General features: G+C 39.1%; 12 protein-coding genes and 1 other annotated feature. Of the genes, 2 read left to right on the forward strand and 10 right to left on the reverse strand.

From position 1 onward, the window contains the following. Nucleotides 1–52: 52 nt before the first annotated feature. The 10 genes from hisIE to A6E04_RS07445 all read right to left on the reverse strand — a co-directional run bounded on the left by hisIE (nucleotide 53) and on the right by A6E04_RS07445 (nucleotide 10,652). The gene (gene hisIE / locus A6E04_RS07400; RefSeq protein WP_065610723.1) at nucleotides 53–673 is read right to left on the reverse strand and encodes a bifunctional phosphoribosyl-AMP cyclohydrolase/phosphoribosyl-ATP diphosphatase HisIE; all 621 of its coding nucleotides are present in this window, start codon (nucleotides 671–673) and stop codon (nucleotides 53–55) included. Beyond that, a complete protein-coding gene (hisF, locus tag A6E04_RS07405) occupies nucleotides 670–1,443 on the reverse strand; it encodes an imidazole glycerol phosphate synthase subunit HisF (protein WP_012549884.1) in 774 nt (257 codons plus the stop codon). The genes hisIE and hisF overlap by 4 nt, the downstream gene beginning before the upstream one ends. After that, on the reverse strand, nucleotides 1,425–2,162 hold the full coding sequence (gene hisA / locus A6E04_RS07410; protein WP_065610725.1) for a 1-(5-phosphoribosyl)-5-[(5-phosphoribosylamino)methylideneamino]imidazole-4-carboxamide isomerase: 738 nt from the start codon (nucleotides 2,160–2,162) through the stop codon (nucleotides 1,425–1,427). The genes hisF and hisA overlap by 19 nt, the downstream gene beginning before the upstream one ends. A 57-nt stretch (nucleotides 2,163–2,219) precedes the next feature. After that, the gene (gene hisH, locus A6E04_RS07415; RefSeq protein ID WP_065610728.1) at nucleotides 2,220–2,834 is read right to left on the reverse strand and encodes an imidazole glycerol phosphate synthase subunit HisH; all 615 of its coding nucleotides are present in this window, start codon (nucleotides 2,832–2,834) and stop codon (nucleotides 2,220–2,222) included. Between the two features lie 8 nt (nucleotides 2,835–2,842). Continuing rightward, nucleotides 2,843–3,916, reverse strand: coding sequence for a bifunctional histidinol-phosphatase/imidazoleglycerol-phosphate dehydratase HisB (gene hisB, locus A6E04_RS07420; RefSeq protein WP_065610730.1), 1,074 nt, complete (start codon nucleotides 3,914–3,916; stop codon nucleotides 2,843–2,845). 234 nt (nucleotides 3,917–4,150) lie between these two features. Continuing rightward, a complete protein-coding gene (gene hisC / locus A6E04_RS07425; RefSeq protein WP_017020632.1) occupies nucleotides 4,151–5,191 on the reverse strand; it encodes a histidinol-phosphate transaminase in 1,041 nt (346 codons plus the stop codon). Nucleotides 5,192–5,205: 14 nt separating this feature from the next. Continuing rightward, complete coding sequence (hisD, locus tag A6E04_RS07430) at nucleotides 5,206–6,501, reverse strand: histidinol dehydrogenase (protein ID WP_065610732.1); 1,296 nt, start codon at nucleotides 6,499–6,501, stop codon at nucleotides 5,206–5,208. 5 nt (nucleotides 6,502–6,506) lie between these two features. Continuing rightward, entirely contained in the window at nucleotides 6,507–7,403 is an 897-nt protein-coding gene (gene hisG / locus A6E04_RS07435) for an ATP phosphoribosyltransferase (RefSeq protein ID WP_065610734.1), read from the reverse strand. 72 nt (nucleotides 7,404–7,475) lie between these two features. Then, nucleotides 7,476–7,602, reverse strand: a sequence feature (His leader region). Between the two features lie 309 nt (nucleotides 7,603–7,911). Then, a complete protein-coding gene (locus A6E04_RS07440; protein WP_017020635.1) occupies nucleotides 7,912–8,910 on the reverse strand; it encodes a porin in 999 nt (332 codons plus the stop codon). A 698-nt stretch (nucleotides 8,911–9,608) separates the two neighbouring features. Next, the gene (locus A6E04_RS07445; RefSeq protein ID WP_017020636.1) at nucleotides 9,609–10,652 is read right to left on the reverse strand and encodes a porin; all 1,044 of its coding nucleotides are present in this window, start codon (nucleotides 10,650–10,652) and stop codon (nucleotides 9,609–9,611) included. A gap of 520 nt (nucleotides 10,653–11,172) precedes the next feature. On the opposite strand from A6E04_RS07445, the gene dinG reads away from it, so the two are divergent. Both dinG and A6E04_RS07455 read left to right on the forward strand, forming a co-directional pair. Continuing rightward, a complete protein-coding gene (dinG, locus tag A6E04_RS07450) occupies nucleotides 11,173–13,257 on the forward strand; it encodes an ATP-dependent DNA helicase DinG (RefSeq protein ID WP_065610735.1) in 2,085 nt (694 codons plus the stop codon). 67 nt (nucleotides 13,258–13,324) lie between these two features. Continuing rightward, complete coding sequence (locus A6E04_RS07455; RefSeq protein ID WP_017020639.1) at nucleotides 13,325–14,095, forward strand: TSUP family transporter; 771 nt, start codon at nucleotides 13,325–13,327, stop codon at nucleotides 14,093–14,095. Nucleotides 14,096–14,110: the final 15 nt, after the last annotated feature.

Below are 14,110 nucleotides of genomic sequence, written 5' to 3' on the forward strand. Positions count from 1 at the left end.
CGATCAGATGATCGGCGTTATCTTTGAATCTAAGTCATTCAGGGCGATAGACTTACTTATGACGTTCTTTCAACTTGTTGATCACATCATCAAACGACAAGCCTTGATCTTGAAGCAGAACAAACAAGTGATACATCAAATCTGCCGATTCACACACTAGCTCCGCCTTGTCACCCGACGTCGCTGCAAGCGCGACTTCAACGCCTTCTTCGCCAACTTTCTGCGAAATACGCTTGGTGCCACGGGCGTAGAGACTTGCTGTGTAAGATGAGTCAGGATCAGCATTCTTACGCTCGGCAAGTAGCTGTTCCAGCTGATGAAGCCAAACTAATTGGCTTTCTTCTGTTTTATCGCCATCCCAACAAGTGGTTGTTCCTGTGTGGCACGTTGGACCAACAGGTTTAACTTTGATAAGTAATGTGTCGTTATCGCAATCTAAAGAGATATTAACCAAATTTAAGCTATTGCCTGATTCTTCACCTTTAGTCCATAAACGGTTTTTAGTGCGAGAGAAAAACGTCACCTTCTCTGTTTCTAATGTTTTCGACAGTGCTTCTTGGTTCATGTAGCCCATCATCAATACTTGGCTTGAACTAAAGTCTTGAATAATTGCAGGTACTAAACCGTCCACTTTTTCCCAATCAATACGTGTTGCAAAATCTTGTTGGCTCATCGGCGTACCTCTATTTTTTGTTGTGCTAAATATTCTTTTAATTCACCAATATTGATGATTTGCTTATGGAATACCGATGCTGCTAAAGCACCGTCCACGTTTGTTTTCTTGTATACGTCGGCAAAGTGCACCATTTCACCCGCGCCGCCTGAAGCGATAAGCGGAACATGACACACTTCACGCACCATGTTTAATTGTTCGAGATCGTAACCGTTACGCACACCATCTTGATTCATCATATTAAGCACGATTTCACCCGCACCGCGTTTTTGTACTTCTTGCACCCAATCTTTGGTTTCCCATTTGGTTGCTTTGGTGCGTTCTTCATCACCCGTGAATTGGTAAACTTGGTACTTACCTGTTTCTTTATCAAAGTATGAATCAATACCAACAACGATACATTGAACACCAAATTTATCCGCAAGCTCAGTGATGAGTTCAGGATTAGCCAGTGCAGGGGAGTTAATCGATACTTTATCAGCACCAAACTCTAAAATCTTCGCGGCATCTTCTGCTGTTTTAATGCCACCCGCCACACAGAATGGAATATCAATCACTTCAGCTACACGTGCGACCCAGCTTTTATCTACGACGCGACCATCACTAGATGCAGTGATATCATAAAAGACCAATTCATCTGCGCCCTCTTCTGCATAACGCTGTGCTAGAGGAACAATATCACCAATGATCTCGTGATTACGAAATTGAACGCCTTTTACGACTTGTCCATCTTTAACATCTAAACAAGGGATTATTCGCTTTGCCAACATTGGAATGCCTCCTCTGCGGTGAACTTGCCATCAAGCAGTGCTCGTCCAACGATGACTCCAGCAACACCTGAGCCTTTAAGCGCAACGATATCATCAAGAGAGCCAATGCCACCTGAAGATTGGAATTGCACTTGTGGGTACTGCTTACATAAGTCTACGTACAGCTCTACATTTGAACCTTGCAGTGTGCCGTCACGAGAAATATCAGTACATAAGACGTGCTTAAGGCCAACGGTTAGATAATCTTTAAGCAGTGCTTCAATAGTCACGCCAGAGTCTTCTTGCCAACCTGAAATAGCTACATTACGTGTGCCGTTTTCATCAATGTTGATATCTAGCGCTAATACGATTTTTTCTGCACCGTATTTTTCCATCCAACCTTTAACAAGTTCTGGCTGTTTTACCGCAGTAGAACCAATAACTACACGTTGTGCGCCGGCGTTCAATAAATCTTGTACATCCGCTTCGTTACGTACACCACCACCGATTTGAATATTGGCAGGCGTGCTTGCTAGCAAACGAGCGATCAAATCCAATTGACGTGCGGTAGTGTCTTTTGCGCCGGTTAAATCAACAAGGTGTAGCCAATTTGCCCCTGCTTGGTGATACAGATTAAACTGCTCTGCTGGTTCAACTTTGTACTCAGTTACTTGCCCATAGTCGCCTTGAAACAGACGAACCACTTGGCCTTCAATTAAATCTAATGCTGGAATGATCATAAATATCCTTATTAGTAGAATCGAGAAACGAAGCAATCTTGCATCTCGTCCCTACTCTTATAACTCCAAAAAGTTCTGAATAAGCTTTGAGCCCACTTTACTTGAGCGCTCTGGGTGAAACTGAACACCGTAATAATTACCCACTTGTAATGCGGCAGTAAACGGTTGTCCATAGTCACAAGAAGCAATCGTATAATCACCCACTTGCATGCCAAAGCTGTGTACAAAGTAAAAATAGCTGCTCTCTGGAATATCTTTAAATAACGGATGACCATCGACAGGCTTAATCGTGTTCCACCCCATGTGAGGCAGCGGTAAATCACCAGTTTGAAGCTTACGAACTTCACCGTCACACAAGCCTAAGCAATCCACAATTTGATCTGCTTTTTGGCCTTTCTCTTCAGAGAGCTTACCTAATAATTGCATACCTAAACAGATACCCAACAGCGGCTTTTCAACTTGTTTTACCAATTCAATTAGATCGCGCTCAGCAAGGTTTTTCATTGCCTCGCTTGCTGTACCAACACCCGGTAAAAACAATTTATCTGCAGCTAAAACGACTTGTGGATCTTTACTGATTGCTACCGTATAACCCAAGCGTTCAATAGCAAACTTCACCGAAGACACATTCGAGCAACCCGTATCAATAATAACGACGCTTTGATTTTTCATAGTCACTCCTACAATACGCCTTTTGAACTTGGTAGTTCATTACCTTCCACTTTAATTGCTTGGCGTAAAGTACGGCCAAAGGCTTTAAATAAGCTTTCAATAATGTGGTGGTCATTATGACCGGCAGAAGAAAGGTGCAATGTACAAGCTAATGTATCAGTAAGTGAACGGAAGAAGTGAACCACCATTTCTGTTGATAAATCTCCCACTTGATCACGACTAAATTCAGCATCAAATTTTAGGTATGGGCGACCAGATAAATCTAACGCACATTGCGCTAAACACTCATCCATTGGTAAGCTGAAACCAAAGCGACCGATGCCACGTTTGTCACCTAACGCTTCTTTTAACGCTTCACCTAATGCAAGCGCTGTATCTTCAATGGTGTGGTGATCATCAATGTGTAAGTCACCGTCGACATTGATCTTCATTTGGAAACCGCCGTGTGTGGCAATTTGATCAAGCATGTGGTCAAAGAAGCCAAGACCCGTTGAGATTGTATTACCGCCTTGTTCATCAAGATTAACAAAGACTTTGATATCGGTTTCTTTGGTGGTGCGGATCACTTCAGCAGTACGAGCATTTACCGTAAGATCTTTTAAGATCGCAGGCCAGTTCATTGTCTCAGGGTGATATTGAATACCACGGATTGCCATGTTCTCAGCCAATTGAAGATCCGTTTGGCGATCACCAATCACAACCGAGTGTTGAAAATCAACTTTTCCACCTTGAAGGTACTCTTTTACCATTCCCAATTTTGGTTTACGGCATGAGCAGTTATCTTCTTCAAAGTGAGGACAGATAAGAACGTCATCAAACTTCACACCTTGAGATTCAAAGAACTCCATCATCATATTGTGTGGCGCATCAAACTCATCTTGTGGATAGCTATCTGTACCCAAACCATCTTGGTTGGTTACCATGACTAAACGGTAACCCGCCTCTTGAAGAGACAACAGAGAAGAAATAACCAGAGGCTCGAATTTTAACTTATCTAAACGGTCTACTTGAAAATCGACAGGTGGCTCAACAATTAAGGTGCCGTCACGATCGATAAATAAAATCTTTTGTTGTTTGCTCACAGGAACTTCCTTTTAATTTTTCTAATTCTATTATTGATAGCCCAAGCCTCATTCCTAAGCTCGGGGATAAAATATACCAATCACAGTAAGTAAATGAGCAGTAATAGCGAAGGAAAAATGCTTGAGAACAAGGCAAAATTTTTCGATAAGTAGTTATTCTACAATCAAAAATTTTAACGCAGTTATCGAGTATTTTAACTAGCTAGGATGATCAGTTATTTACTACGATTGGTATTAAATTAATTGGTTACGAATAAAGCTTAATGTTTTTTCACATTCTTCACGATTACCAATGCTAATTCGCACACAATCTTTAATTGGTGAGTTACGCAAAACAATCCCATGATCCCACGCGGCTTTAAATACCACATCGCCATCAGGAAACTTTACTAGTAAGTAATTACCCCATCCTTCATAAACGGTAACCCCATTCAATACCATTAAACCTGCATGTAAATAAGCACGATTGGCACTTAAATCAAGGGTTTGATATTTCATTCGAGCTAAGCCAGCTTCTGATAATGCTTGAGTTGCAATGTCAGAAACAGGAACAGGAACAGGGTACGGAGCAATCACTTTAGATAACACATCAATCAACTCTTTATTTGCAAGAGTGAAACCACAGCGTAATCCCGCTAAGGCAAATGCTTTAGATAACGTTCGTAAAATGGCTAAATTGGGGTATGTCGCTAATAAATCAACGGTTGACACTTCCATACAAAAATCAATATAAGCTTCATCCATCACCACAATCGCACGATCTTTTGTCATCTCTAATAAAGACAAAATATCCTTACGGTTAATCACATTACCTGTTGGGTTATTTGGACTACATACAAAGACCAATTTTACATTATCTAAATTGCGTTCAATGCTTGGAAGATCAAGCTGCCATTCTGATGTTAAAGGGATTGTTTTAGTCTCAACCCCAATCGTCTCAGCACTGATGGAATACATACCATAGGTTGGTGGACAATATAAAATCGCGTCTTCATTTGGCTCACAAAAAGCACGAATTAATAACTCAATACCCTCGTCAGCACCGCGAGAAGTCAGCACCTGCTCTGGCGTTACTTTTGCATAAGCAGCATAAGCATTAATCAATTCTGGAGGCTGACACTCACTGTAACGATTTAGACGAGTAAAATTTACGTTATACTCATTATCAAATGGGGACTCATTAGCATTAAGCCAAACATCACCACTGCCACCAATACGACGAGCCGATAGATACGGCGTCAAGGCTTGAACTTGTTTACGAGCTAATTTTTCCATATCTATGGTCTCTATTAATTCAATTTAGCTAATTTTTCAATTCGAATAGTCACGGCACGTTTATGTGCATCTAGCCCTTCAGCATCAGCCATTGTGACAACCGTTGGCGCTAACCCTTTTAAACCATCAGCAGTTAACTCTTGTACCGTCATGCGTTTAGAAAAATCAGCTAAACCTAAGCTTGAGTGCGTTCTTGTATAACCATAAGTTGGTAAAACATGGTTTGTACCCGATGCATAATCCCCTGCTGATTCTGGAGAATACTCACCCAAGAAAATAGAACCTGCATTATCTAGCAATGGTAATAATTCACGTGGGTTTTTAGTTTGAACAATCAAGTGCTCAGGACCATAAAAGTTTGAGATTGAAACACATTGCGTCAATGATTCAGCAATAATCAACAAACTAGAACCTAGCGCTTGACGAGCGATATCCGCACGAGTCAGTTCTTTTAATTGTTTTTCGATTGCATCAGCAACTTGATCTGCAATGATTGGCGAAGGCGTGACTAAGATAACTTGTGAATCAGGACCATGCTCAGCTTGGCTAAGAAGATCTGCCGCAATAAAATCAGGATCAGCCGTTTCATCCGCAATAACCAAGACTTCAGAAGGTCCCGCAGGCATATCAATAGCAGCACCACGAAAGTCATTAGAAACTTGGCGTTTTGCTTCAGTGACGTATGCGTTACCTGGGCCAAAGATCTTATCTACTTTAGAAACAGATTCAGTACCATACGCCATAGCAGCAATCGCTTGTGCGCCACCAATGTTATACACCTCATCGACTTTACATAGTTTTGCAACGTATAAGATCTCATCAGCAATCGGCGGTGGCGAACAAAGTACCACTTTATGGCAGCCCGCAATCTGTGCAGGAATGCCTAACATTAATACTGTTGAAGGCAATGGCGCACTGCCACCCGGAATATACAAGCCGACTTTATTCACTGGCATCGTGATTTGTTCACATACGACACCAGGTTGAGTTTCAACTTTGATTGGCAGAGGCTTTTGTGCTTTATGAAACTTAGAAATATTACTATAAGCTTGTTGCAGTGCCGCTTTCATCTTTTCAGATAAACGTTCACTCGCCGCGTCAATTTCTGCAGCTGAAACACGAATTGAATCAGGCTTCACCTTATCAAACTTTTCAGTCAACGCTAACACACCAGCATCGCCGTCTTGTTTTACGGTATTTATCACACTGGTTACAGCCGCCGTTATATTTTCGCCTTCTGTAACTGCTGGACGTTGAAGCACCGTATCTTGTTGTGAGTCGCTTAATGATTGCCAAACTAAGGTTTTCATAATGGTTACTCCATCATCTTCTCAATTGGCAAGACAAGAATTGAACTTGCACCCAATGCTTTTAGTTGTTCCATCGTTTCCCAGAATAGATTTTCAGTACTCACTAGGTGAACTGCCACTTTCGCACCGTCACTTGATAGAGGAAGCACCGTTGGATCTTCCGCACCCGGTAGTAGTGATTTAATCGCTTCTAATTTATCGGTTGGCGCGTGTAGCATGATGTACTTAGATTCTTTCGCTTGGATACAGCCTTGCATACGAGTCAGTAATTTATCAATCAAGGCCGCTTTATCAGCATCGAATTCACCTTCACGTTGAATTAACGTCGCTTTAGAGCGGAAAATTACTTCAGCTTCTTTTAGGCCATTAGCCTCAAGAGTTGCGCCTGTTGAAACTAAATCAGCAATCGCATCAGACAGACCGGCACGCGGAGCAACTTCAACTGAACCATTTAAAATACAAGTTGAGAACGGGATATTTTGCTCATCCATAAAGCTTTTAAGCAATTGTGGGTAAGTCGTTGCAATGCGTTTACCAGCAAGGTCTTGTGGTCCGTTATAAACAGCATCTTTATCAATCGCGATAGACAGACGACAACCACCAAAATCTAAGCGACGTAATGTTGTAAATGCCGAAGGCTCGCCTAATGCTTTACGCTCTAAACGAACTTCTTCTAATTCGTTTTCGCCAATAACACCTAAGTCAACAACGCCATCCATGATAAGACTTGGAATATCATCATCACGAACCAACAATAAATCAATCGGCATATTTTCAGAATGAACCACTAAACGCTCACCTGATATATTAAATTTCATACCACAGCGCTTAAACAGCTCTTGGCACTCTTTAGACAAACGTCCTTTCTTTTGAATTGCGATGCGTAAACGTTGTGCTGACATAATCTCTTCCTTGTAAAAATGTAATTCTAAATTTGTTGTTAACTATCAATTGCTCAATTATTTAGTCATAAAACGAAAAAACCCTCAGAAGTTTTACCTTCCGAGGGTTTGAAATTTTATTCATCGGAAGGAAATTCTAATTGCCTTCCGGATATAACGTATCCTCCCGAAAGACTACTCAGGATGGTGATGGTGATGAATGTTCAGACCTTGAATACGCATAATAATAAACCTTTAAGTAACAAATTGATTTTGTTTTTAACCTTGTAAATACATTATCAAACTGTGGTTTTATTTCAACAAAAAAGATCTGTTTTTTTAAATAAAGTTTCAGGGAAGAGATAATAGATGGTGGGATATACAGATATTAAAGAAGAAAGAAGTCAGCAGATGTGGTTACAAAGTCAGGAAAATAAGTTGATTAACGTAATTATATTTTTATTTTACCAACAAAAAAAGCCAGTCATGATGACTGGCTTAATAATTCTATTTACTTTAAATCAAGAGATTAGAAGTAGTAGTAGCCCGCTGCGAATACGTAAGTTTCTTCGTCTTTAGTGCCAGCTTCAAGGTCTTGACGTACGTCGATACCCATATCCATGTTCTTAGCTAGTGTGTACATTGCTGCAACGTTCACGTAAGAGTAGTCAGTATCAACTTTCTTTTCTTCTTCTGTATTAGCAGCATAACCTGCAGCTAATGTTAGATCTTCAGATACTGCGTAACCAGCTGATACATAGTAACCAGTGTTAGTCATATCTTTAGCTGTTGTATCTGTTTCTTCGATCCAGAAGTTAGCACCAAGTTTAACTTCACCTAGTGTTACATTACCTGTCACAGTGTATACGTCGTAATCAGAATCACGAGTTTCGTAACCAGCATATACATTAAATGCTTCTTGTTCGATACCAACGTAACCATTCACGCCTTTCTCTGCGTCTACATGAACGTCATCAGTTTCAAAGTAAGATACGCCGTAAGCAAAACCGCTTGTTGAACCTTGGAATTTAACTACGTTGAATGCATCAGATGCATCACCAGCAGAAGCACCAAACTCGTATGTAAAGTCACCAGCGCCATCAACAGCATCTAGTGCAGTATCATTTTCCCAACCGTAAGATGCGATACCAAAACCAGTATCAAAACCTAACCAAGCTTTATCTACATCAGTCGCAGGGCTTGAATTCTTCTCAGTAGAAGAAGCATGCTTAGTTTCGCTGTCTGTTGTGTAGTTAAGCATGAAGTCAGTTTCAAAATAACCAACAATGCGGTTGTTACGGTAGTTAACAGCAAGAGTTAAACCAGTAGCCCAATCATCATAGAATGCTTTAGTACCAGTGTCGTAATAACCACCAACGCCCACAGAACCAGATACTGAGAATTGATCTTTATGCATTGCATCAAATGCAAACATTTCATCGTTTTTGCTGTTTTGGCTGCTTGTATCAACAGCAAAAGCTGAAGTTGAGATACTTGCGATTGCAAGCGCTAAAAGAGTCTTTTTCATAATATTCCACTGCCTTTTCTTATGAGATTGGAAATCCGATTTCCGGTTCCATTTTATATATCAACACAGAGCTCAACATCTAACGTGTTATAAATCTGTATCTCTTAAATCTGGCGATTACTTTGCTAAAAGTTCCTCAACATGTCAACGGCGAATGTCAAGGAAAGCAAAAAAAAATAAATACCACGAATACAAACAGTTAAAAAACCATGCATAAATACTCGACATATATCGCACTCAAAAGACAAGTGTTACATCTAAATTTACATATAAATAAAAACACAAAAAAACAACCAACACACTAATAAACAACAATAAAATAAATAAAAAAACATAATAACCAGACTAATCAAGTCGACTATTAAACAACAAAAACAAAAAGCACATCTTACATTAATTAACCGTCCATTTTTATCGAAAAACTTATGAATTTTTTTATCAAAAAACAATTTTAAAGAACATAAAATGGAAGCCTAACAAAAATTAATTGTGATCTATAATCCACTTTTTCAGGTCCACACATTTATCTTACGTCCAGTAAATCTATTCATACCTTACGTTCTAACGCTGAATTTCTTATTTTTTAACTCTAACTTTCGATTAAATAGCTTATTTAAATTAAAATTTACTCATCTCAAAAACGAAAAAAGCCGGTCATATGACCGGCTTTATTATTCTATATTATTTTAATCAGGCGATTAAAAGTAGAAGTATGCAGCTGCGAATACATGAGTTTCTTCATCTACATTATCGTAGCCAGAATCAAGCTCTTGTTTAATATCAATACCCATATCAATATTTTTAGCCATTGTATACATTGCTGCAATATTCATATAAGACTGATCTAAATCTTTCAAACCAGTAACTTCATCTGTGTTTGCAGCATAACCAGCAGCTAAAGTTAAGGCTTCATTCAATGCATAACCACCTGATAAATAGTAACCAGTATTTGTTTTATCAAGGTACTTACCGCTGGTGTCTTCAATCCAGAAGTTTGCACCCAGAGTTACGTCACCTAACTTAACATTACCAGTTACTGTCGTTACTTGATAATCGGCATCAGTAGCACTTACATTCTTTCTTAATTTACGAGTAGCTTCGTCACGCACTTCATAACCAGCATAAATATTAAATATTTCTTGCTCGATACCAATATAACCATTCACGCCTTTTTGGGCTTTCACGTGAACATCGTCCGTTTCAAAATATGAAACACCGTAAGCAAACCCACTTGTTGAACCTTGGAATTTAACAACATTGAAGGCATCAGATGCGTCACCAGCCGAAGCACCGAACTCATACGTATTATCACCAGCACCATCAACAGCATCTAACGCTGTATCATTTTCCCAACCATAAGAGGCAATACCATAACCAGTATCAAAACCTAACCATGCTTTATCAACATCAGTTGCAAACTCAGAACCTTCATTTAAAACTGGTGACGTTTTGCTGTCTGTTGTGTAGTTCAACATAAAGTCAGTTTCAAAATAACCAACAATACGGTTGTTACGGTAATTAACTGCTAGAGTTAGACCAGTAGCCCAATCATCATAAAATGCTTTAGAACCAGTATCGTAATAACCACCAACACCCACAGAACCAGACACAGAAAACTGATCTTTGTGCATTGTATCAAACGCAAACATTTCATCATTTTTACTGTTTTGGCTACTTGTATCAACCGCAAAAGCTGATGTTGAGATACTTGCGATTGCAAGCGCTAAAAGAGTCTTTTTCATAATAATCCACTGCCTTTTCTTAGAAAGATTGGAAATCCGTTTTCCGGTTCCCTGTTATAATTTATCTACATTGACCAACACATCTAACTGTGTGATTAATCAGTGCTTTTGAATTCCAGAGCTACTTTGCAAAATCTTGCAGATCATGTCAAACAAAACATAAATAAAACAAAAAAAATAAAAAACAATAAATTTCAACAACTTAATAAAAACAAAATTGAATTAACAACACCATAAACCAGAAAAAACCGTAAAAACATAAATAATTATTTAATACATAAAAAGAATTAAACTCCGAAAAATGATTCAAATTAACAATGAATCAACATTAAATTCCGCACAAACAAGAATACTCGCAACTTAACACAAACCAAAAATTAACAACCCACTCTAGAGATTGTATCATTCTCATTTTCGTGACGTGCGTCGCTCTTTAATTATATAAGATTCCATTATTTGCATGAGATCACACTCAACGACGCGTGTTACAATACGTTTTTCCTTTTTTCTGAGTAAAACAATGCTGAATAAAGCTGTTACTGATTCTATCCGCGAGAGCTATAAAACACTGCAAGACCAGCTTCCTGGCTTTATACCTCGCCGTGCTCAGAACTATTTAGTAGCAGAAATCGCTAAATCACTTGGTGGTGAATACAGTGTTCATCACCGTATGATTGTTGCAGAAGCAGGAACTGGCATCGGAAAATCACTGGCTTATTTACTCAGTGTGATTCCGTTTGCAAAATTAAATAATAAAAAAGTGGTTATCTCAACGGCAACCGTCGCACTGCAAGAACAGTTAGCGCATAAAGACCTGCCTTTTTATCGTCGCATATCACCCTTGCCTTTTTCTTTTATTATCGCTAAAGGTCGTCAACGTTATTGCTGCTCTCATAAACTGGCTTCTTTAGTTGAAAATAACAGTAGCGATACTCAACAGGTTTCACTGTTTACAGAAAAACCGAAAAAGAAAGATTTAGACCTTTTAAAGAGAATGTATAAAGCGTTATCAGAAGGTAAATGGGATGGCGATATTGATAATTGGCCAAGTACTATTCCTAACCCTATTTGGCAAACTATCGTTGCAGATAAATACAGCTGCCATAATGGTTTACCATTACATAGAGAGTGCTCTTTTCAAAAAGCTCGTGAACATTTAGATAAAGCAGATGTAGTTATTGCCAATCATAGTTTAGTCATGGCAGATATTGATTTAGGTGGTGGTGTTGTTCTATCAGAACCAGAGCAAACTATATATATTTTCGATGAAGCTCATCACTTACCAAATGTTGCACGCGAACATTCTTCTGCTGCGGCAAGTTTAAAAGGCTCAGCAACTTGGTTAGAAGCTCTTAACAAATCAATTAGTAAATTTTGTAATCTTGCCGATCAAAAACGGGTACATCGTTTTCAAAATAATTTACATGAATATGTCCAAGAATTAATTCCATCTTTAAATCAATTAAGTAAACAATTTGACCCAAGTTTATTTAATGATGATGGCATCTATCGTTTTGAACACGGAGAAATACCGGTTTGGTTAGCAGAACAATCAAAAGATCTAAAGGACCTTTCTACGAAAGCAAATCAAGCATTAGCAAAAATAAGCGATCTGATTTCTGAACGGATGAAAGATGGTGAACTAGCTCCGAGAATGGCAGAGCCAGCGCTTGCTGAAATGGGTTTTTATCTGCAAAGACTCGAAAATTTAGCTCAAGTATGGTTCTTAATGGCAAAACCTAATAGTGATAAAGGCGCACCCTTAGCCCGCTGGTTGGAAAAAAGTAAAGAACGAGATTTAGATGTCATCATCAATGTATCTCCTTTAGAAGTTGGTTGGCAGCTGGATCAGAACTTATGGAGTAGAGCTGCTGGTGCAGTCCTTGTTTCTGCCACAATGCGAGCATTAAACTCTTATTCTTTCTTTTGTAAGCAAGCCGGAATATCAGAGAAGCCAGAAGATGGGGTACGATTCTTGTCTTTAGCTTCGCCATTCAATTATCAAGAAAATGCACAATTGGTTGTACCTAAACTCCCAATGGAACCATCCGCTGCGGGATTTACCGATCTATTAATAGAAGAGCTTCCTTTCTATTTAGCCGATCAAAAGTCAAGTTTGGTTCTATTTTCTTCATACTGGCAAATGAATAAAGTAGCAGAATCACTTGAAGCCCTAGTAAAAAAACAAGGTTGGAGCCTTTTAATTCAAGGAAAAGAGTCACGACAAGAGATCCTAAAGAAACATAAAGCATTATGTGAAGCAAATAAGATCAGTATTCTATTTGGTACGGGAAGCTTTTCTGAAGGCTTAGATTTACCAGGGAATTTACTTACAAACCTCATAATTACAAAGATTCCGTTTGGTGTTCCTACATCACCAGTAGAAGAAGCACATTCTGAATATATCGAAAGTCGTGGTGGCAATCCATTTATGCAGATCAGTGTTCCAGAAGCGAGTAAAAAATTAATTCAATCTGTCGGGCGATTGCTGCGTAAAGAGGATGATTCTGGTAGAGTTGTGCTCCTTGATCGTCGCATTATCACTAAGCGTTACGGTAAAGCACTTTTAGATGCTTTGCCTCCCTTTAAAAGGGTAATCGAGTAAATATTTATTGCAATTAAACATCGCATATTGCGATTCTAATTATGCCTACAACTAACTAAGAGCTTATATGGAATTTCTTGAACCCTCGACCCTCATTATTTTAGGGTTAGTTGCTTTTGTCGCTGGATTTATTGACGCAGTTGCTGGTGGTGGTGGTATGCTGACGGTTCCAGCATTACTCTCTATTGGCTTACCCCCACACATTGCATTAGGCACAAATAAATTAGCAGCTACTTTTGCATCATCGACAGCGGCAATCACCTATTTCAAAAAGAAGCTATTTGACCCTCAGTTTTGGAAAGCCTCATTTATAGCCACTTTATTTGGTGCAACTTGCGGAACCTTATTAGTCAATTACATTTCAACGGAATGGTTAGAAAAAGGCCTACCTCTTATTATTCTAGGTGCCGCTATTTATACGATTTGGCCGAATCGTTTAATCTCAGAGCAGAATCAATTACCAGAAAAAACATCTAAGTTTAAAAAACAACAAATTATCCAAGGATTGTCTTTAGGTTTTTATGATGGTGTTGCCGGCCCTGGCACTGGTGCATTTTGGACGGTAAGTAGTATGGCACTTTATCGTCTTAATATCTTGCTGGCTTCTGGTCTCGCTAAAGCCATGAATTTTACAAGTAATATCACCTCGCTTGTCACCTTCGCTATCCTTGGCCAAATAAACTGGGCGCTTGGTTTAACGATGGGGGTTTGCTTAATGGTTGGTGCCTTCTTAGGTGCTCATTCTGCTATTCGTTTTGGTTCAAAATTCATTCGCCCTGTTTTTGTTACTGTTGTTTGTATTCTCGCGGCTAAACTCGCTTTTGATGCTTGGTTTTAAATCGAACTCTTCTTG

The organism is Aliivibrio logei (assembly GCF_001691055.1).
Lineage (GTDB): Bacteria > Pseudomonadota > Gammaproteobacteria > Enterobacterales > Vibrionaceae > Aliivibrio > Aliivibrio salmonicida.